Origin of the sequence: Flavobacterium hiemivividum (assembly GCF_004349145.1) — a bacterium.
Lineage (GTDB): Bacteria > Bacteroidota > Bacteroidia > Flavobacteriales > Flavobacteriaceae > Flavobacterium > Flavobacterium hiemivividum.
In genome coordinates this window covers 699,041-718,227 of record NZ_SMFO01000001.1, presented here as the reverse complement: position 1 = coordinate 718,227, position 19,187 = coordinate 699,041, and the positions used below count along the sequence as shown (strand labels likewise).

At 34.8% G+C, this 19,187-nt stretch carries 21 protein-coding genes; 9 read left to right on the top strand and 12 right to left on the bottom strand.

Annotated elements, in window-relative coordinates:
* Positions 1–64 precede the first annotated feature (64 nt).
* A complete protein-coding gene (locus tag E0F98_RS03205) occupies positions 65–1,816 on the top strand; it encodes a BatD family protein (protein WP_132109113.1) in 1,752 nt (583 codons plus the stop codon).
* 37 nt (positions 1,817–1,853) lie between these two features.
* Entirely contained in the window at positions 1,854–2,597 is a 744-nt protein-coding gene (locus E0F98_RS03200) for a tetratricopeptide repeat protein (RefSeq protein WP_132109111.1), read from the top strand.
* A gap of 187 nt (positions 2,598–2,784) precedes the next feature.
* Here the strand turns inward: E0F98_RS03200 and E0F98_RS03195 are convergent, their stop codons facing one another.
* Positions 2,785–3,324, bottom strand: coding sequence for a CvpA family protein (locus E0F98_RS03195; protein ID WP_132109109.1), 540 nt, complete (start codon positions 3,322–3,324; stop codon positions 2,785–2,787).
* A gap of 227 nt (positions 3,325–3,551) precedes the next feature.
* Here E0F98_RS03195 and E0F98_RS03190 point away from each other — a divergent pair, with 227 nt between their 5' ends.
* The 3 genes from E0F98_RS03190 (at position 3,552) to E0F98_RS03180 (ending at position 5,528) form a co-directional block, all read left to right on the top strand.
* The gene (locus E0F98_RS03190) at positions 3,552–3,908 is read left to right on the top strand and encodes a hypothetical protein (protein ID WP_132109107.1); all 357 of its coding nucleotides are present in this window, start codon (positions 3,552–3,554) and stop codon (positions 3,906–3,908) included.
* Between the two features lie 116 nt (positions 3,909–4,024).
* Positions 4,025–5,044 (top strand): phenylalanine--tRNA ligase subunit alpha, encoded by a 1,020-nt coding sequence (gene pheS / locus E0F98_RS03185; protein WP_132109106.1) that lies wholly within the window; start codon positions 4,025–4,027, stop codon positions 5,042–5,044.
* A gap of 76 nt (positions 5,045–5,120) precedes the next feature.
* On the top strand, positions 5,121–5,528 hold the full coding sequence (locus E0F98_RS03180; RefSeq protein WP_132109104.1) for a hypothetical protein: 408 nt from the start codon (positions 5,121–5,123) through the stop codon (positions 5,526–5,528).
* 114 nt (positions 5,529–5,642) lie between these two features.
* On the opposite strand, the gene E0F98_RS03175 is transcribed toward E0F98_RS03180, so the two are convergent.
* From E0F98_RS03175 to E0F98_RS03165, 3 genes are all read right to left on the bottom strand, one after another.
* Complete coding sequence (locus E0F98_RS03175; protein ID WP_132109102.1) at positions 5,643–6,638, bottom strand: NAD(P)H-dependent glycerol-3-phosphate dehydrogenase; 996 nt, start codon at positions 6,636–6,638, stop codon at positions 5,643–5,645.
* Positions 6,639–6,924: 286 nt separating this feature from the next.
* On the bottom strand, positions 6,925–8,082 hold the full coding sequence (locus E0F98_RS03170; RefSeq protein WP_132109100.1) for an iron-containing alcohol dehydrogenase: 1,158 nt from the start codon (positions 8,080–8,082) through the stop codon (positions 6,925–6,927).
* A gap of 2 nt (positions 8,083–8,084) precedes the next feature.
* On the bottom strand, positions 8,085–8,858 hold the full coding sequence (locus E0F98_RS03165; protein WP_165929270.1) for a type 1 glutamine amidotransferase domain-containing protein: 774 nt from the start codon (positions 8,856–8,858) through the stop codon (positions 8,085–8,087).
* An 87-nt stretch (positions 8,859–8,945) separates the two neighbouring features.
* On the opposite strand from E0F98_RS03165, the gene E0F98_RS03160 reads away from it, so the two are divergent.
* Complete coding sequence (locus E0F98_RS03160; RefSeq protein ID WP_132109096.1) at positions 8,946–9,842, top strand: LysR family transcriptional regulator; 897 nt, start codon at positions 8,946–8,948, stop codon at positions 9,840–9,842.
* Here E0F98_RS03160 and nadD read toward each other — a convergent pair whose 3' ends face one another.
* From nadD to E0F98_RS03130, 6 genes are all read right to left on the bottom strand, one after another.
* Positions 9,843–10,424: a nicotinate (nicotinamide) nucleotide adenylyltransferase gene (nadD, locus tag E0F98_RS03155; protein WP_132109094.1), complete on the bottom strand. Its 582-nt coding sequence runs from the start codon at positions 10,422–10,424 to the stop codon at positions 9,843–9,845.
* Positions 10,425–10,526: 102 nt separating this feature from the next.
* Positions 10,527–10,889, bottom strand: coding sequence for a four helix bundle protein (locus tag E0F98_RS03150; protein WP_132109092.1), 363 nt, complete (start codon positions 10,887–10,889; stop codon positions 10,527–10,529).
* Positions 10,890–10,964: 75 nt separating this feature from the next.
* Positions 10,965–11,543 (bottom strand): guanylate kinase, encoded by a 579-nt coding sequence (gene gmk / locus E0F98_RS03145; protein ID WP_132109090.1) that lies wholly within the window; start codon positions 11,541–11,543, stop codon positions 10,965–10,967.
* Between the two features lie 40 nt (positions 11,544–11,583).
* Positions 11,584–12,444, bottom strand: a complete 861-nt coding sequence (locus E0F98_RS03140; RefSeq protein ID WP_132109088.1) for a YicC/YloC family endoribonuclease — start codon at positions 12,442–12,444, stop codon at positions 11,584–11,586.
* 134 nt (positions 12,445–12,578) lie between these two features.
* The gene (locus E0F98_RS03135) at positions 12,579–13,496 is read right to left on the bottom strand and encodes a DMT family transporter (RefSeq protein WP_132109086.1); all 918 of its coding nucleotides are present in this window, start codon (positions 13,494–13,496) and stop codon (positions 12,579–12,581) included.
* Positions 13,489–13,845 carry an arsenate reductase family protein gene (locus E0F98_RS03130; protein ID WP_132109084.1) on the bottom strand — a complete coding sequence of 119 codons (357 nt, stop codon included), beginning with the start codon at positions 13,843–13,845 and terminating at the stop codon, positions 13,489–13,491. Before E0F98_RS03130 ends, E0F98_RS03135 begins: the two co-directional genes overlap by 8 nt.
* Before the next feature lie 77 nt (positions 13,846–13,922).
* Here E0F98_RS03130 and E0F98_RS03125 point away from each other — a divergent pair, with 77 nt between their 5' ends.
* Positions 13,923–14,378 carry a DinB family protein gene (locus E0F98_RS03125; RefSeq protein WP_132109082.1) on the top strand — a complete coding sequence of 152 codons (456 nt, stop codon included), beginning with the start codon at positions 13,923–13,925 and terminating at the stop codon, positions 14,376–14,378.
* A gap of 195 nt (positions 14,379–14,573) precedes the next feature.
* Here the strand turns inward: E0F98_RS03125 and E0F98_RS03120 are convergent, their stop codons facing one another.
* A complete protein-coding gene (locus E0F98_RS03120; protein ID WP_132109081.1) occupies positions 14,574–15,317 on the bottom strand; it encodes a DUF3298 and DUF4163 domain-containing protein in 744 nt (247 codons plus the stop codon).
* A gap of 105 nt (positions 15,318–15,422) precedes the next feature.
* Between E0F98_RS03120 and E0F98_RS03115 the strand changes: the two genes are divergently transcribed.
* Positions 15,423–16,565 (top strand): cystathionine gamma-synthase, encoded by a 1,143-nt coding sequence (locus tag E0F98_RS03115; protein ID WP_132109343.1) that lies wholly within the window; start codon positions 15,423–15,425, stop codon positions 16,563–16,565.
* 106 nt (positions 16,566–16,671) lie between these two features.
* On the opposite strand, the gene E0F98_RS03110 is transcribed toward E0F98_RS03115, so the two are convergent.
* Positions 16,672–17,475, bottom strand: a complete 804-nt coding sequence (locus E0F98_RS03110; protein WP_132109079.1) for a THC0290_0291 family protein — start codon at positions 17,473–17,475, stop codon at positions 16,672–16,674.
* Between the two features lie 266 nt (positions 17,476–17,741).
* Here E0F98_RS03110 and gdhA point away from each other — a divergent pair, with 266 nt between their 5' ends.
* Positions 17,742–19,085: an NADP-specific glutamate dehydrogenase gene (gdhA, locus tag E0F98_RS03105; RefSeq protein WP_132109077.1), complete on the top strand. Its 1,344-nt coding sequence runs from the start codon at positions 17,742–17,744 to the stop codon at positions 19,083–19,085.
* Positions 19,086–19,187: the final 102 nt, after the last annotated feature.

The window sequence follows — 19,187 nt, the reverse complement described above, 5'->3', positions numbered from 1 at the left end:
TAGTAAGTAGAAATAAAACAGGGACTAAAATAAATCCGAAAGGAAAGTAAGGATTGACTAAAAGATGAAAAGATATTTAATTTTAATACTCTTAAGTTTTCAAGGACTTTTAGCTCAAGTACAATTTGAGACTAAAGTCAGTAAAACCACGCTTGGACTGAATGAAAGAGTGCGGGTTGATTTTGCTATGAATATTGATGGTGACAATTTTAACGAACCTTCTTTTGATGGATTTAGAGTCATTGCGGGGCCAAGCCAACAAGTGAGTCAGTCATGGGTAAACGGAAGAAGTTCTTTCGAGAAAATATACTCTTATTACCTCGTGCCCACTCAAAAAGGAAATTTAACAATTAGGCAAGCCACAATTGAATACAATGGGCAGGTGTATAAAACTAATCCGGTTAAAATAAATGTTACCGCTGCGGTGGAACAACCTAAAGATCCTAATGATACTAGTATTTCAGCAGATAATAACTTGTATTTAATTGCTGATATTTCTAAAACAAATCCTTATGTAAATGAGCCTATTACGGTTGTTTATAAATTGTATTTCAGTAATAATATTGGGATAAGCAATTTTAGAGAGCTCAATAAACCGAAATACAATGATTTTTGGAGCCAAAACATAGAGATTAAACAATTAGTTGCCGAAGAAGGAACATTTAAAGGAGAGCGTTACCGTTATATTGTACTTAAGAAAGCAGTTTTATATCCTCAAAAATCAGGAAAATTGACCATCGAGCCTCTTTCACTTGATATCGATGTGCAACTGCCTACAAACCGTAGGGATGTTTTTGGGCGTGTTGTAATAGCTGAAGATAGTAAGAGAGTGTCTGCGGGTGCTAAAACGATTACTGTAAAAGCACTTCCAGAAGCAGGGAAACCCGCTGATTTTTCGGGCGCCGTGGGAAGTTTTGATTTCAAAGTAACGCCTACAAAAACGAGTCTGAAAAACGGCGAGAGCATGGATTTGATTGTAAGTGTTAGCGGTAAAGGGAATATGAAGCTATTCACTTTGCCAAAGCCGGTTGTTCCAAATGCATTAGAAATGTACGATGCGGTGCATACTGAGAATGTGAATACTTCTTTGTCTGGAACTTCGGGGAAAATTTCTGACAGTTACACCATTATACCGCAGTACAAAGGGAATTATCCTGTAAAACCGATGCAATTTTCTTATTTTGATCTGGGATCAGGAAAATATAAAACTATAAGCTCTGCTGAGATTATGATTACTATTTTAGATGGGCCCACTGCGAATGGACCCACTGCTGCAAATTCAGAAAGTGGTAAAAATAAAATTTCGGCTACCGAGCAATTTAAGTACATCAAATTAAAAACAAATTTGGTTGCGAGTAAAAAGGACGATTTCTTTGGCTCTCAATTGTTTTATGGATTGTTGTTTTTTCCTTTTTTAATGCTACCAATTATTGTATTGCTTAAGAAGAAAAAAGAAGCAATTGATGGAGATGTAGTAGGTAACAGAATAAGAAGAAATAATAAATTAGCCAAGAAATATTTATCAGAAGCCAAAAAGCAAATAAGCAATAAAGAGCCGTTTTATGTTGCCCTTGAAAAAGCAATGCACAACTTTTTGAAAGCCAAATTACATATTGAGACTTCGGAGATGAGTAAAGACAATATCAAAGAAATTTTGTTAGCTAGAAATGCAAATCCTATCGCGGTAGATGATTTTATTGCACTGACGGAGAATTGTGAAATTGCGCGATATGCGCCTTCATCGAGTGCGACCATTCAAAAAGATTATGAGAAAGCAGTGTCGATAATTTCTGATTTAGAAAAGCAGATACAATAATTGACAACAAGTAATTTGTAATTGACGAACCAAAACAATGAAGAATATTTTATATATATTATTACTGACAACTCAAGTTTTCTTTGCCCAAACAGGCTTCGAAAAAGGGAATGAATTGTATAAAGCAGGGAAATACGAGCAAGCCATTGATGCTTATGGAAGCGTGTTGAAATTAAATCAACATTCCTCAGAATTGTATTTTAACCTTGGGAACTGTTATTATAAACTGAACAAAGTGGCGCCGGCTATTTATAGCTATGAGAAGGCTTTAGTGCTGAGTCCAAATGATCGTGAAGTAATAAACAACCTTAAATTTGCTCAAAAACGAACTATTGATGAAGTCAAGGTGGTGCCAAAAGTAGGGTTTGCCAAGTTGCTTCGTGATTTTACCGGAATTTATCATTACAATACCTGGTCGTGGATTGCGATAGGCTTATCCATTTCATTTTTACTTGCTTTTTTAGGCTATTATTTTTCAGAAACTACGTTGGCCAAAAGGATTTCGTTTTTTATAATGTTTGCACTTATTGTTTTTATTGTGATTACAGTTGCAGCGGCTTTCTTCGAAAAAAGCTATGATGATAATGAAAAACCAGCGATTGTTTTTGCCGAAATTGCGGAGGTAAGAAGCGAGCCACAAGGCGGAAGTTCGGTTGTTTTTGTGCTTCATGAAGGGACGAAAGTGTTTGTTGAAGAAGAAGTGGACAATTGGAAAAAAGTCCAATTAACCGACGGTACAGAAGGCTGGATTGAAAATGATGCTATAAAGGAAGTGAAATAGTTTGTGGATTATTTGGTCTCAAATAGAGATTAAAACTATATAGTTTAAGTGCGTTTCGCTTTAGCTTCTAAAAACTTTAACACCACAATTTCAAAAATTTAAAAATATTATAATTAGCGAATTTGCGGTTAATATCTGTAATTTAACCGTCCAGACTTTTGGTCTGCCAAACCAAAACTAAGGACTTTTAGTCCATAGTTGTTTGTTTAGTCTCTTCTGCTTTCTTGGTTTCTCTAAAATCGCTATACCACTTTTCTAATGAAGGATAAATGTATTTTGAAACTTCTTGAATAGGATTGTAAAACATGGATTTATCAAGCGTTTCTTCTTTTGCAATCATATTATTTATGTTGATTTTCTGAAAAAGATTAATTACCACACTTAAAAGTAAAATGGTTTTTAGAATACTAAATACACCTCCAGCTAACTTATTAAATATACCTAAAAAGGCAAAATCCATAATTCCCGTTAGAACTTTTGCGAATACATGAACGGCAAGTACCACAGCTATAAAAGTGAGTCCAAATGCGATTATTTCAATGTATTTTGGTGACCAGGAAACATGATTTGTAAGCATTGCTCTTATCATATAAGAGAATTTTATAGCCATGTAAATTCCTAAAATAAGTGAAATTAAGGAAGCTAATTCAATGAAAAGTCCATTTTTCATTCCTTTGAATAAAGCATAAAGAAGTAATGCACCTAAAACAATGTCTAAAAAACTCATAGTTAACTTATAAAAGAGAATGGAGCAAAGATAAAAGAATAAAGAAAATACAGCAGACAATAGGGGAAAAACTAAGTAAAAGAGAAAAGTCTATAAAAGAATGAAGAAAATAGAGAATAGAAAATCCCGAAGTCAAAAACGGAGTTCCTATCTTTGCCTGAATTAAATTTTTAAAACGCAAAGAATGAAGGATTTTCTCTTTATTCTTTATTTTATTTTCTAAAAAAATGTCAAGAGACAATCAACTTAAAGAACGCTGGGAACAGCTTGTACAAATACTTTCTAATCAATTTTCGCAAGGTGAAGATCTAGATTTAGATGCCATTATCTATTTGATAGGGGTTCAAGAACTCGGGAAAGTACACCGTGAATTTAAAAAAGACGAAAAATTAAACCTGATGCATATCGCGATTTGCCGTTTATTAGAGCCGTATGGCTTCTATGAATTCGAATTTTTCGATGAAGAAGGTTGGCCTCATTATCGTGTTAAAGAAGAATTACCAACACTAAAGGCAGGCGAGCAATCTGTTTTAATGAAAGAAGCTATTGTTAGTTATTTTATCGAAAGAGAATTGATATCGTAACTTGTATCCGATTTCCAGTCACAGTCTTCAATCAACATTACTGAAAACTGCGACTGCCACTGCGTACTTAATAAATAAAAAATGCTTAAATTTGCACTCTCAATTATTGGATGAAAATGATAGACAAGATAAAAGAATATATTGGGGAGGCGCAAGCATTCTCTACACAAGATAAAGCAGAATTAGAAGTATTTAGGATCAAATTTCTGGGCAGTAAAGGACTTTTAAAAGAACTTTTTGCTGAGTTCAAGAATGTTCCTAATGATCAGAAAAAGGAATTTGGGCAGGTAATTAATTTGCTAAAATCTTCTGCAGAAGAAAAAGTTAAAAGCATTCAGGATTCTTTAGAAAGCAAAGAAGAAACGAAGGGTTTTTATGGTGATTTAACACGTTCGTCAGAACCAATGATTATTGGTTCACGTCATCCTATTTCATTGGTAAAAAACCAAATAATAGATATTTTCTCTAATATTGGTTTTAATGTTTCCGAAGGACCGGAAATCGAAGATGACTGGCATAATTTTTCTGCCTTAAACTTGCCAGAATACCATCCGGCGCGTGACATGCAAGATACATTCTTCATCCAGACTGATCCAGATATTTTATTGCGTACCCACACTTCATCTGTACAAGTACGTTATATGGAGGAAAATAAACCTCCAATTAGAACTATTTCTCCAGGAAGAGTTTTTCGTAATGAGGCTGTTTCATCGCGTTCGCACTGTATCTTTCACCAGGTCGAAGGATTATACATCGATAAAGATGTTTCATTTGCTGATTTAAAGCAAACACTTTTATATTTCACTAAAGAGATGTTCGGAAAGTCAAAAATCCGTTTACGTCCCTCTTATTTCCCATTTACGGAGCCAAGTGCTGAAGTAGATATTTATTGGGGTTTAAAGACAGAAACCGACTATAGAATTACCAAAGGAACCGGTTGGTTAGAGATCATGGGTTGCGGAATGGTAGATCCTAATGTTCTTAAAAACTGTGGAATCAATCCTGAAGAATACAATGGTTTTGCTTTTGGAATGGGAATAGAGCGTATCGCTATGTTACTGTATCAAATTGGTGATATCCGTATGTTTTATGAAAATGACGTACGTTTCTTAGAGCAATTTAAATCAAGTATATAAATAAGTATTTAGTATTTATTCGCTAGTAAAGGCTATTCTCACTAGGGACTAAAAACCAAGGACCGTAAACTATATTATGAAAAAAGACATCGTTATACCCGAAGTAGAAAACGTATTTATTGCTGCTGTGCAGGAATGGAGTGACGATTTTATGGAGAAAGTTTGGTATGCTTATTTAGTGAATGACAGTGATTTTCTTATCGAAAGTGTGATGGTTGTTTCTAAAGCATTTGGAACTATCGATGGCGAAATGAAGAAAACTTCACTTTTACGCCATGCCTTTGTAGAAGTGCCTGCAGTTTCGGTGGTGAAAATTGAAATGCTCGAAAAAAGCGTTTTAGTGCTCAACAACGAGTTCATGGTGACCTACTTTATAGGAGACAAATTGTACGATAAAAAATTCATCTTTAAAGCTGATTCTATCAATGAAAATTCGGTGGAAGAAGTGCCAATATTATTCGTCGACGGAATTATCGTGAGGTAATTTTTTTCATTGTTATACCAATAAAAAACAACCGCAGATTCGTAGATTTGTTAATAAAATCTGTGAATCTGCGGTTGTTTTTTTACTCCAATTTATATGAAGATGAATGATATCTTAATCTAGTTGATCTGTCAATTTCTTGAAAACTGCTCTGGCATCTTTACCTTCGTATAAAATCTCATAAACGGCATCGATTATAGGTGTTTTTGCACCGTAGCCTTGATTTAGTTTGTAAGCGCTTTTTGTTGCGTAATAGCCTTCAGAAACCATGCTCATTTCCATCATAGCACTTTTTACTGTATATCCTTTTCCAATCATATTTCCGAACATTCTGTTTCTTGAGAAAATAGAATAGCCAGTTACTAATAAATCGCCTAAATAAGCCGAATCATTAATGTTACGCTTCATTTTGTGGACTTTCTTGATGAATTTTTTCATTTCTCGAATTCCATTACTCATCAAAACCGATTGGAAATTATCTCCATAACCTAAACCGTGGGCGATTCCTGCTGCTATTGCATAAATGTTTTTAAGCATTGCGGCATATTCAGTTCCTATGATATCGTCTGTAATCTTAGTTTTTATGTAATTTCCAGAAAGATTATTGGCTACTACTTTTGCTTTTTCGGCATCACCGCAAGCAATTGTTAGATAGGATAAACGCTCTAAAGCAACTTCTTCAGCATGGCAAGGACCTGTAATTACTCCAATATTATGATAAGGGATGTCATATTTAAAATGGAAATGTTCTCCTACGATCATACTCGTTTCAGGAACAATTCCTTTTATCGCAGAAAATATTACTTTGTCTTCTAGGGAAACGGTTAATTTTTCTAATTCTCCGCCTAAAAAAGCAGAAGGTATAGCGAAAATTATGTAGTCAGCATAAGCAACTGCTTCGTTAATGTCACTCGTCAGTTTTAATTTTTTTGTATCAAATTCCACCGAACTTAAGTAATTCGGATTGTGTTTGTGTGCTTTTATATGTTCAATTGCAGGTTCGTTTCGCATGTACCACGAAACTTCAGAAAGATTGACGCATAACATTTTTGTAATTGCTGTTGCCCAACTTCCACCACCAATAACTGCAAATTTTATTTTACCGCTCATTTGTTTACTAAATTTAACCAAAAGTACTTAAAAATGGATTAATTAAACAAAAAATAACTAATGATACTTGAAGTTTTGTTAAGGTATAAAAGTAAAAACCATAAAAAAATCAAATATTTTATAATTTAATACAATATAGTTATTTTTTTAACGTTATAACTTACTATTAATTAAGTTATTTATGAATTTGGAATTAGTTAGTTTTGTTTTGGTGTTATGAAAAAGGCGTCCTAGAATCTAATTCAAGAACGCCTTTTTATTTAAGCTAGATTTTACTTTTCGTTAACTAGTAACTCATTTCAACAATAGATTTCACTTTGTCTAATGTGATATTTTGTTTTTCTCCTAAACCTTTCCAACCTCTTTCATCAAATCGATTCACGATAAAGTCTGCGGTTTTGTCATAGTCTTTTGTATAATCAGACAATTTAGTATCCATTCCCATAGTGTGGAAAAATTCAACTGTTTTATTTATTGCCTCATTTGCTATTTCATCCTCAGTTCCAGTTAAATTGAAAATACGTTTTCCGTATTGTGCTAATTTTCCTTTTTTAGTTTCAAACATCACTTTGTATAAGCTTGGTGCAATTACAGCCAAAGTTCTTGCATGATCAATTCCATACATAGCAGTCAATTCATGACCAATCATATGAGTTGCCCAGTCGCTAGGAACTCCTTTTTGGATTAATCCGTTTAAAGCCATCGTACAGCTCCACATAAAGTTAGACGCTAACGCATAATCTTTTGGGTTTTCTACCACCTTTGGTCCCACTTCGATTAAAGTTTGTAGAATTCCTTCGGCAATTCTATCTTGTAAATACCCTTCGTGAGGATACGTTAAGTATTGTTCCATTACATGAGTGTAGGCATCAACTACACCATTTTGCAATTGTCTTTTTGGTAAAGATTCAATTACTGTTGGGTCGCAAATGGAGAATTTTGGAAATAAAGCAGAACCACCAAAAGCTAGTTTCTCTTTAGTAGATTCAATTGTAACAACAGCTCCCGAATTCATTTCGCTTCCTGTTGCTGGCAAAGTCAATACTGTTCCAAAAGGCACTGCATTTTCTTTTATTAAGATACGCTTTTGCAAAATCTCGATTGGATCTCCATCGTAGTTAACTGCTCCTGAAATAAATTTCACACCGTCAATTACAGAACCACCACCTACGGCCAGAATAAAATCGATTTTTTGTTCTTTAACAATTGCAACCGCTTTCATTAAAGTTTCGAAATGTGGATTTGCTTCAATTCCGCTAAATTCTACTATTTCAAATCCTTTTAGATTGTTTATAACCTGCTCATGAATTCCATTTTTAAAAATACTTCCACCTCCGTAAGCCAATAGTATTTTAGCTCCTTTTGGTACTAATTCCCCTAATTTTTCTATTTGTCCCTTACCAAATACTAAATTCGTAGGGTTGTATAATTCAAAGTTTAACATGCTTATTTTTTTGAGTTTAATTGTTGTAATAATTTTTCGGCTACTAAGATAGAAGACGCTGGGTTTTGACCTGTAATCAATAAACCATCTTCTACTGCATAAGGTTGCCAGTCGCCCACTTTAGAATATGCCGCGCCATTAGCTTGTAACGCATCTTCTAATAGAAACGGAACCACATCAGTTAATCCCACTGCAGCTTCCTCTGTATTAGAAAATCCGGTAACGTTTTTTCCTTTAACTAAGTAGTCGCCATTCACTTTCACATTTTTTAATGCTGCTGGAGAGTGACATACAAATGCTACGGGTTTATTATTACTGTAGAAAGATGAAATTAAATCTGCGGAATTTTTATCTGTTGCTAAATCCCACATTGGTCCATGACCTCCTGGATAAAATACGGCATCGTAATCAGCTTGATTTACTGTGGCTAATTTTTTTGTATTTTTTAATTTAGCTTGTAAAGCAGTATCCTTATCAAATCTTTTTGTGTCTTCTGTCGCGGCAGATGGATCATCACTTTTTGGATCAATTGGAGGCTGCCCGCCTAATGGAGTTACAATGTCAATTTCTACTCCTTTATCTGATAATTCATAATAGGGAGCCGCAAATTCTTCTACCCAAAATCCTGTTTTTTCTCCTGTGTCTCCAAGTTCGCTGTGACTGGTAAGAACAAATAATACTTTTTTCATGGTTTTTTTGTTTTTTTGTTGTGCTGCTGCTTGGAAGCACGCAGACGTTAATAATACTATACTGGCAAATAAGGCAACTTTCTTCATGTATGATTTTTGTTTGTACAAATTTAAGGCGAATATGTTATTAGTAAAAATAATTTAAATTATGTTTGCGATAAATATATTTATATCATGGTCAATCTAGAATGGTACAGAACCTTTAAATCTGTTTATAAAAACGGTAATTTTTCATTAGCCGCTAAAGAATTGTATATCAGCCAGCCAGCCGTAAGTCAGCACATATCAATGCTGGAGGCGCATGTTGGTTATAAATTGTTCAATAGGAAATCCAAGGGGGTGGAGAAAACAGAATACGCTAAGTTACTCAATAATTTAATCATTGATGCTCTAGATCGGCTTGAAAATGTAGAGAGTAGTTTTCGTTCTAAAGCAGTGAATACGAATCAGTTAATTTCGATAGGAATTTCGAAACACTTGTTCAGTAGTATCGGGAGTTCTTTGCTCTCTAAATTTGATTATATCGATTTTAGTTTCCATGAGAATGATACGCTTTTTGAATTGGTTGACATGAAAAAACTAAGTTTTGCCATCGTCACTAAGCAATATGACACTTTCGATACGATACAAAAGAAGGTCGGCAATATCAAACAAATTATTGTAGGCTCGACAAATATTGATGCTTCCGATGTAAAGTCTAAAATTAAAGCCAAAGAATTCTCGGAAGTGGAGAACTGGTTAAACAAACAAAAATGGTACAGTCATGATTCAGGTATTCCACATATAAAATTATTTTGGCTGCATGTTTTCAACAAGAAAAGGCCTTCGATGATTCCTAATTTTTTTATTCCTTCTGAATATGAAATGCTGGAAGCACTTTCAAAAAATACAGGTCTTGCTGTAGTTTGGGATTGTAATAGCAAAGGATTTATTAAAGATGAAAAATTACAGCAAATATGGAATAGCAAGAAAATGCCCAATACTGAAGTTTTTTTAATGTCAGGAAAAAACGACACCCTTACTGCTGCTTTTGCAATTATTGCCGCGGAATTGGAAAAGGGGTTGGAATAATTACTTTTTATAAAAATTATTATGATCGATATATTCCCAGACTTTAGCCGGCAAAAGAGGCTGAATATTTTTTCCTTCCTTAATGTTATTTCGAATAAAAGTAGAAGAAATCTCAACTATGGGAGCGTCGATCAAATGTACTTTTGGGTGATTTTTAAGTTCTAGATTTTCAGGTTCAGATGAAATGCGGGGATAAACGTAAATGCTATGATTTTGCAAAATCACCTCATAATTTTTCCATTTGCACAGAGATTTCAAATTGTCTTCGCCCATAATTAGTGAAAATTCATGATTGGGAAACTTCTCTTCCAAATGAACTAGTGTATTCACTGTATAATTAGGCTGCGACAATTTAAATTCAATGTCAGAAGGTTTTAATTTCGGGAAATCTTCGGTAGCAAGGTGCACCATTTGAAGGCGGTGGGAGTCATCAAGCAAGGTGCTTTTTTTCTTCAAAGGGTTGTGTGGCGTAACAACTAACCAAACTTGGTCCAAGTCGGCATTTTCAGCCATATGGTTAGCTATTATGAGATGCCCAACATGAATGGGGTTAAACGTTCCGAAATACAATCCTATTTTCATAGTTCTAAGTTCTTAGTAATTGGTTCCTAGTCCTTAGTAATTAGTCCTTAGTGGAAATCTCCTCTGGATAATATCAATGCACTAAAGACTAATTTCTAAAAATTATTTTAAATTTCTTGCAAAAGCATTAATCATTTTAACTTCTTCTTCAATTAAGAAAATAATGTCATTAAATAGATTATCATCATTAACGAATTCTAATTCTTTTTCGATAATTAATTGAGTTTCTATTTCGTTTAATGAGCCTCGTGCAATATTTAAAAAATGATTAAATGATTTATCGGTTTGGCGTCCAAAACCTTCTGCAATATTGGAAGGGATTGAAACGCTGGCTCTTTTCAGCTGACTAGTCAATGCGTATTTTTCATCGTCGGGAAAATGCTTTGTCAGTTTATAAACTAACAGAACTAATTTAATACCTTTTTGCCAAATAAGTAATTCCTTGTATGATTTAACTCCGCTCATAAATATTTAGTTTTTATATTAACATTCTACGGAAATTAAAGTCGGTTACTAAGGACTTAGTACTAACTGCTAAAATTACTTTTTGGCTACAAAATCCTTTACCAGTTGATAAGACTCTTCTTTAGCTGTATCTAAATCGTAGTTTTTTATGGTAGTATCAAATTGCGGGGCAGTAGCTAATTCTACAGACGCTTTTGCAATTCGCATATTGATTTTATCTTCACTTTCAGTAGAGCGTTCCTTCAGTCTTCTTTTCAATTCATCCACACTTGGTGGTTTTACGAAAACGGCTAGTGTTTCTTCCGGAAATTTATGTTTAATACGGAGTCCACCAACGACATCAATATCAAAAATCACATTTTTTCCTTTGGCCCAGATGCGGTCAACTTCACTTTTTAAAGTCCCGTAGAAATTGTCTCTATACACTTCTTCCCATTCCAGAAAATCGTCATTCTTGATGTGTTGTTTGAACTCTTTAGTAGTCATGAAATAGTAATCTTTTCCGCTTACTTCCTCGCCCCTAGGATCACGAGAGGCTGCCGAAATTGAAAATTCTAAATTTAGATCTTCTTTACTCAATAAATGCCTAACTATGGTCGTTTTTCCAGATCCTGAAGGTGCCGAAAACACGATTAATTTTCCTCCTTTATTCATTTTTTTATTTTTTTAATTCCCACTTTGGGGGCTAGAGGGATTACAATACGTTCAAAACTTGTTCTTTTATTTTTTCTAATTCGTCTTTCATTTGAACGACTAATTTCTGCATTTGTGCATGATTGGATTTAGATCCCATGGTATTGATTTCGCGTCCCATTTCCTGAGTAATGAAACCTAATTTTCTACCATTAGCTTCTGTTCCGTTTATAGTTTCTAAGAAATAATCCAAGTGATTTGTCAAACGAACTTTCTCTTCCGTAATGTCTAGTTTCTCTAAATAATAAATTAATTCTTGCTCAAAACGATTCTCATCAACATTAACTTTCAACTCATCGATAGCAGTTTGCAGACGGTCTTTTATAGCTTGTACTCGCTCTGGATCTAATGCTAAAGCTTCTGTCATGTATTGACGAATGTTTCCAATGCGCAATTGAAATTCTTTCTCTAATGACATTCCTTCGTCTCTTCTAAAAGTCTTAATGTTGTTTAAGCTTTCTTCGATTACGACTTTAATTTGGGCCCAGTCATTTTCATCAATTTCATCACGCTCAATTTTTAAAGCATCTGGCATTCTCACTGCCATTTTCATTAACTCAGTTTCGTCGGCATCTGCATAAACGGCTTTCAATTGGTTGATGTATGCTTTTACGATTGGCACATTCACTTTGGTAGTGGTTTGTTCAGCGGTACTTTCGATAAAAATAGAAAAATCTACTTTTCCTCTTTCAAGTGTAGATGCAATTTGAGTACGTAATCCCAATTCCATTTCGCGGTAAAGCGAAGGCATTCTCACGTTTAGATCTAAACCTTTACTGTTTAAGGATTTTACTTCTACTGTTATTTTTTTGGTTGGTAATTGAATCGTTGCTTTACCAAAACCGGTCATTGATTGTATCATATATTTTTCTAAAAGAGTTCAAAGGTAATAAAAAAGTGGTCAGTGGTCCGTTTTTTAGTATTCACTGTTAGTCTTACTCACTGTTTTCGCGTTTCAATTTTCACAAGCGGGTTTCCGATTCCAATTTTCAAATTCTACTTTTCAAGTTCAGTCTCCCGCTCTTTCGGACCAGTCTGGGGAGAGGAAGTCACCATATAAACACCCACAAATATCAATATTGCCGACAATATTTTCACCAGACTCAATTCGTCTTTGCCTAATCCAATAGCAAATATTGTGGCAAAAAGCGGTTGGAGATAAATAAAAACGGCAACAGTTGTTGGTTTTAATTCTTTCATGGTGATCAGGTTCAGTAAATAGGTTACGAAAGTAGAAATGACCACTACAAATCCTATTTTCCAATAGATAGATTCAGGCACAACGGACCAATCTACAGCTGTAAATTGGCTCCAGCCAAAAGGCAATACCATTAAAAAACCGAATAAATAAACCCATTTCACAAAGGTGAAGGCGTTGTATTTCTCCATTAATTTCTTGACGATGATCAAGTAAAAACCATAGGATACGGCATTTACAAAAACAAGCATATTGCCAAGGTTCGCGTTTGTAGCGCTGCCAATGGACTGGCCGTATAATATAAGAAATGCTGTGCCTATTAATCCTAGAACAATACCGGAGACCATTCGATTTCGCATGCGTTCCTTCATAATAATTGCCGAAAGAACTAACACAATCATAGGTGTTGTCACCATAATCACGGAAGCTGATATGGGCGAAGTAAGGCTTAGTCCCTTAAAAAAGGTAAGCATGTTAAAAGCGACGCCAAAAAATGCCGCAGCAACAATACGCGGAAAATCGTTGAAGGCTATTCTCTCCTTTGGCATAAAAAGCCAAGAAAGCCAAAATAAAAGCATCGAGCCGCTTACTCGCAACAAAATAAAGCCATAAGCATCGATGTACTGCGGCATTACGTCCTTTGCGATGGTAAAAGTGACTCCGTAAATTACGGAAACAATGGTAGCGCCAAACAGCGCGACATTCCTTTTAGACATTAGCCAACGCTTTCATTACCTGAAGCATGTTTTGTTGCGTTCCGCCTACGTAAACAGCATTGTTAATGACAAAAACAGGTCGGCTCAAAAAAGTATAATGTTCTAAAATGTATTTTTTATAGTCGTCCTCAGTTAAGGATTTGTCTTTCAAATTCATGGACTTATACAACTGCGCTTTTTTGCTAAACAACGCTTCATAACTTCCTGAAAGTTGGTACATTTCCTCTAGTTCGTCTGTTGTTAATGGATCTTGTTTGATGTCACGGAACACAAGGTCATTTCCTTTTGGTAACGATTTTATAATTTTTCTACAAGTATCGCAGGAAGCGATGTAATATATTTTGTTCATAATAAGATGCATTTTCTTTTTGCAAAGAAAATTCATTTAAGACGGAAAATGATTATTTTTATCAAAAAATTAGAAAAATGCAACAAACAATAGACGTTACCAGAACAAGTAGAAACTTACTATCTCAAATGTTGGCGGGATATACTTTGGAACAATTGAATAAAATACCAGAAGGATACAATAATAACTTGATTTGGAATATCGCCCATGTGGTTGTGGTTCAACAGATGTTGGTTTACAAGTTATCGGGATTACCTATGATGATTTCAAATGAAATGGTCGAAAAATATAAAAAAGGGACAAAGCCAGAACATATTGCAACGCAAGCCGAAGTCGATGAAATTCAATCATTACTTGCAGAAACCATCAATCAAACGGAAACCGATTTAGAAAATAACCTCTTTATTAATTATCAGGAATACCCAACATCAGCGGGGATCGTTCTAAAAAGCGCTTTAGATGCGATAGCTTTCAACAATTTTCACGAAGGCCTTCACATTGGAATTATAATGAGTATCCGAAAGTTTATTTAGGCTAATTAACGTTAGGAGTTAATCCCGCTTTCCATTTCAATCGGGGCTAAAAGCACTGCGAATCTATTAATGTGAATCAAGGTAAAAAAAGTAGCGAATTGATTATCGATCAACACCCGACAGGTTTTAAAAAGCTGTGGGGTATAATTTATTGAAGGTTTAATGTTTATGCTAAACCTTGATTCGCATTTATGACTATTTAATCAGCAAATAGTCGTTCACTTCATTGTAGGGTAGCAATAATTCTTTTGTTCCATCAGCATAAGAGGCGACTTCGTAAGGGTTGTAAAATAAAAGCAATCCTTTATCGGTATAAAATATGTTTTGAGGCAACTGGAAAGTATCGCCTTCAAACATTAATCTTGTTGCGTTAATCGATCCGCTTTCTGGGATATTATATTTTGTTCTAAATTTCTTTTCGACGAAAGTCTTAAAAGCATTTCGATCCTTAAATAATTGATCTTGTGTAATTGTTTTTCCTGTTTTTGGGTCAAACAGCAAAGAACGCATCCCTTGATAACCGTGAGCGCCGCCAGTGTAGGTGTAATGTTTGATTTCTATATTGATGATGTTTTCAGAACTGTATTTTACTTCGCCATCAATTTGGGCTTCCCAACCAAAGGAATCTCCGGGGAAATCTTTTTGCAGTTTTTCGTAAGATTCGATGAAGGAAGTCACTAATCCATTATAGTCAGTAGCGGTATATGGCTTTTCTCCAAAGTACACAATCTCTTTCAAAACAGAGAATATTTTTTTATTGATGCTGTCAGCTACTACAGGAACATCTTTAGCTATAGGAACCCGTACATTTATATAAGGACACTTGTCTTTACAAGCTAAAGTTGTCTTTTTTTCGAAAGACTGACTTTCGAAAGTCAATTCTTTTTTACAACTAACAAATAGAAATAATAGGGATGCAAAAAGGATGTAATTTTTCATGTAAAAAAAGTGTTAATTAAATACAAAGGTAGCAACTTGTCGCTTGCTAAGAATAAAATAATGGGTAAGTTTATGAAACCATTTACATTTGAAAATAAAAAGGATATGAAATTCAATACTAAAGCAATTCACGGTGGGCAACATCATGATCCAAGTACAGGGTCTGTTATGCCGCCGGTCTATCAAACGACTACCTTTGCACAAACAAGTCCGGGGCAACCGATTGGGGAATATGAATATAGTAGAACTGGAAATCCTACAAGAGCAGCTTTAGAAAATGCGCTAGCCAGTATTGAGAATGGTGCAAGAGGATTGGCGTTTTCATCAGGTTTAGCAGCAACAGATTGTGTATTACGCGGATTGAAGGCCGCTGATGAAGTTATTGCTATGGATGATTTATATGGTGGAACTTATAGAATGTTTAGCAGAATTTATAAAGATTCGGGAATAAAATTCCATTTTGTAGATATGAATGACATGGAGAAATTCAAGTCATTGATCAACAAAAACACCAAATTAGTTTGGGTAGAAACTCCCACGAATCCTATGATGAAATTAGCAGATATCGCTGCAATTGCTAAAATCACAAAAGCGAATAAAATAGTTTTTGCTGTTGATAATACTTTCGCGACCCCGTATTTGCAAAATCCATTAGATTTAGGTGCAGATATTGTGATGCACTCAGCCACAAAATACCTGGCAGGACATTCTGATGTTATCGCAGGAGCTTTGATTATGAAAGACGAAGAATTAGGTAAACAAATGCATTTTCAACAATTTGCTACTGGAGCGACATTAGGGCCAATGGATAGCTTTTTAGTGCTTAGAGGAATAAAAACATTGCATTTAAGAATGCAAAGACATTGTGAAAATGGAGAGAAAGTGGCTGAGTTTTTAAACAATCACCCGAAAGTGAAAACCGTATATTATCCAGGTTTATCAAGTCATCCGTTTCATGAAATTGCTAAAAAGCAAATGAGTGGTTTTGGGGGTATGGTTTCTTTTGATTTTGTTTCAGGTAAAAAAGAAGAGGCGATCGATTTTCTTGAAAAAATAAAATTATTCACCTTAGCAGAATCTTTAGGCGGAGTAGAATCACTGGCAAACTACCCTGTAATGATGGCGCATGCATCGATTCCAGAAGAAAAGAGAAAAGAAATTGGAATCACGGATGATTTGGTGCGATTGAGTGTAGGTGTCGAAGATATAGACGATTTGATAGGTGATTTACAAAAAGCGTTAGCATAGTAAAATAGAAACTCTAGTTTTATACGTTATACTTTGCAAGGAGTAAAGAATAAAAGGCTCAATTCTAATCTTAGAATTGAGTCTTTTATTTATGATTGTTTGATGGTTATTGAAGGTAATATATGTATCCCACATTAAGCCAAACTAACCAGTCGTTGGCCTTGTTTTCTTTGTACGATGTAGGATTAGGTTTTAAACCGTCCACCCAGTCGGAGAAATAATATTGAAATCTCAAATCTATCATTAAATCTTGTAATGGGGTTAATTTATAACGGGTTCCTACACTTGAAACGACAGACCAGACTGTTCCTCCTTCAGTGGAAAATCCGTGAGGACGATCGTCAGTGGGGGTTAAATATTTTGGAAATGTGGTAGCTACTGTTCCTAAAGTCCCCATCGTTGAATAAGCTTCGGTGTTGTAATAACTAAATTGACCGCCAAGACTCACAAAAGGGCCTAAACTACCTATTGTTGCTGTAAAATCACGGATGCTAAAAGGGAAATATTCTAATTGCATTCCTACATTTGTAACGGCTGTATTTCCTTTCATCGCTCTCAATTGGTCGGCTCCTAGAGTGATCTTTTTAGGTGAAACCCATTCTCCAAAATGTTCTAACTTGGTTTTATTGTAAGACAATTCACTTCTAAGTTTGAAGTGGTCATTAAAATAAGTTTCAGGAGCATAACAGTTGCATTCTGCTTTGTATGAAAAATTGATATAATGAATTATTCCGATTCCCATACCGGTATTTCCTGCATTTGTTCTTGTGTCATAGCGCTCTCCATAGTCTGATTGAAACGCCACAGGACCAGCGATAACTCCTATCTCATGCGAAAATCCAAATTGCGCATTTGAATTATATGAAAATCCAAATAAGACAAATAAAACGATAGAGAGGTATTTGAGCATTTTAGTCAAATTTTCATGTACTTACAAATATATAAAAAACATCAATCATCCATTAAAAATAAATAATTAAAAGCTAAATTTCGAAAGAAAAGCAAATCGTTTTCTAATATTAGGCGGAATATAACATCCTGATGTATGTTGCAGAATGATTTGTGAAAGGCAATTTGCCAAGATATCATTGAATGTTATTAAGAAATATTTTAATAACTTGTATATTTGTAATCACTAACTAAAATGTTTTCATAAACGTTAATAATCAAACTATCATGTCACAAAGTATTACTGCCTTTATGGAAGAGGTTACTAAAAACAACTTAAACGAACCAGAGTTTTTACAGGCGGTTTTAGAGGTTGCTGAAACAGTAATCCCTTTTATCGAAGAAAATAAAAAATATCAAAATAAAATGCTTTTGGAAAGAATGGTCGAGGCTGACCGAATCATTACTTTTCGTGTAGCTTGGATTGATGATAAAGGTGCTACTCAAGTAAATAGAGGATATAGAATACAAATGAATTCGGCGATAGGACCGTATAAAGGTGGTCTTCGTTTTCATCCTTCTGTAAATTTGAGTATTTTAAAGTTTTTGGCTTTCGAGCAAACTTTTAAAAACAGCCTAACTACATTACCTATGGGTGGTGGAAAAGGAGGGTCTAATTTTGATCCAAAAGGAAAGTCAGATAATGAAGTGATGCGTTTTTGTCAAAGCTTTATGACTGAATTGTCAAAGCATATTGGAGCAAATACGGATGTGCCAGCTGGAGATATCGGTGTTGGAGGAAGAGAAGTTGGATTTTTATTTGGTCAGTATAAAAGACTGAGAAATGAGTTTACTGGAGTTTTAACTGGTAAAGGAATGTCTTTTGGAGGGTCATTAATCAGACCTGAAGCTACAGGATACGGAACTGTTTATTTTGCGCAAAGTATGTTACAAACTAAGGGAGATAGTTTTGCAGGTAAAACAGTTGTTGTTTCTGGTTCTGGAAACGTTTCACAATATGCGGCTGAAAAAGCAACTCAATTAGGAGCCAAAGTTGTAACCTTATCTGATTCAGGAGGGTATATTTATGATGTTGAAGGAATTGATGCTGAAAAATTAGCTTTTGTAATGGAGCTTAAAAACGAATTAAGAGGAAGAATTAGCGAGTATGTTGAAAAATATCCAAAAGCAAAATATGTTGCTGGGAAACGTCCTTGGGAAGTGAAATGTGATATTGCTCTACCTTGCGCAACGCAAAATGAATTAAACGAAGAGGAAGCTAAAGCTTTAGTGGCAGGTGGATGTATTTGTGTAGCTGAAGGAGCTAATATGCCAACAATGCCAGATGCGGTTATTGTTTTCCAAGAAGCAAAAATATTCTTCGCTCCAGGAAAAGCGTCAAATGCAGGTGGTGTTGCCACCTCAGGTTTAGAAATGTCTCAAAACTCATTAAGACTGAGTTGGAATTCTGAAAAAGTAGATGATAAATTAAAAGAAATCATGCTTAATATTCATACTTCATGTGTGAAATACGGTTCTGATTCAAATGGATATATTGATTACGTGAAAGGAGCAAATATTGCTGGCTTCGTAAAAGTAGCTGATGCTATGCTTGCTCAAGGAGTGGTATAAATCACTTTATAAATTAAATCAAATGCCTTCTGTCATCTCGGTACTTCGGGATAGGATAGAAGGTATTTTTTTTTATTCGAACAAAAACCGAATACTTCCGTT

Coding starts and splice junctions, on each gene's coding strand:
- E0F98_RS03205 (WP_132109113.1), top strand. CDS start 65: ATGAAAAGATATTTAATTTTAATACTCTTAAGTTTTCAAGGACTTTTA.
- E0F98_RS03200 (WP_132109111.1), top strand. CDS start 1,854: ATGAAGAATATTTTATATATATTATTACTGACAACTCAAGTTTTCTTT.
- E0F98_RS03195 (WP_132109109.1), bottom strand. CDS start 3,324: ATGAGTTTTTTAGACATTGTTTTAGGTGCATTACTTCTTTATGCTTTA.
- E0F98_RS03190 (WP_132109107.1), top strand. CDS start 3,552: ATGTCAAGAGACAATCAACTTAAAGAACGCTGGGAACAGCTTGTACAA.
- pheS (WP_132109106.1), top strand. CDS start 4,025: ATGATAGACAAGATAAAAGAATATATTGGGGAGGCGCAAGCATTCTCT.
- E0F98_RS03180 (WP_132109104.1), top strand. CDS start 5,121: ATGAAAAAAGACATCGTTATACCCGAAGTAGAAAACGTATTTATTGCT.
- E0F98_RS03175 (WP_132109102.1), bottom strand. CDS start 6,638: ATGAGCGGTAAAATAAAATTTGCAGTTATTGGTGGTGGAAGTTGGGCA.
- E0F98_RS03170 (WP_132109100.1), bottom strand. CDS start 8,082: ATGTTAAACTTTGAATTATACAACCCTACGAATTTAGTATTTGGTAAG.
- E0F98_RS03165 (WP_165929270.1), bottom strand. CDS start 8,858: ATGAAGAAAGTTGCCTTATTTGCCAGTATAGTATTATTAACGTCTGCG.
- E0F98_RS03160 (WP_132109096.1), top strand. CDS start 8,946: ATGGTCAATCTAGAATGGTACAGAACCTTTAAATCTGTTTATAAAAAC.
- nadD (WP_132109094.1), bottom strand. CDS start 10,424: ATGAAAATAGGATTGTATTTCGGAACGTTTAACCCCATTCATGTTGGG.
- E0F98_RS03150 (WP_132109092.1), bottom strand. CDS start 10,889: ATGAGCGGAGTTAAATCATACAAGGAATTACTTATTTGGCAAAAAGGT.
- gmk (WP_132109090.1), bottom strand. CDS start 11,543: ATGAATAAAGGAGGAAAATTAATCGTGTTTTCGGCACCTTCAGGATCT.
- E0F98_RS03140 (WP_132109088.1), bottom strand. CDS start 12,444: ATGATACAATCAATGACCGGTTTTGGTAAAGCAACGATTCAATTACCA.
- E0F98_RS03135 (WP_132109086.1), bottom strand. CDS start 13,496: ATGTCTAAAAGGAATGTCGCGCTGTTTGGCGCTACCATTGTTTCCGTA.
- E0F98_RS03130 (WP_132109084.1), bottom strand. CDS start 13,845: ATGAACAAAATATATTACATCGCTTCCTGCGATACTTGTAGAAAAATT.
- E0F98_RS03125 (WP_132109082.1), top strand. CDS start 13,923: ATGCAACAAACAATAGACGTTACCAGAACAAGTAGAAACTTACTATCT.
- E0F98_RS03120 (WP_132109081.1), bottom strand. CDS start 15,317: ATGAAAAATTACATCCTTTTTGCATCCCTATTATTTCTATTTGTTAGT.
- E0F98_RS03115 (WP_132109343.1), top strand. CDS start 15,423: ATGAAATTCAATACTAAAGCAATTCACGGTGGGCAACATCATGATCCA.
- E0F98_RS03110 (WP_132109079.1), bottom strand. CDS start 17,475: ATGCTCAAATACCTCTCTATCGTTTTATTTGTCTTATTTGGATTTTCA.
- gdhA (WP_132109077.1), top strand. CDS start 17,742: ATGTCACAAAGTATTACTGCCTTTATGGAAGAGGTTACTAAAAACAAC.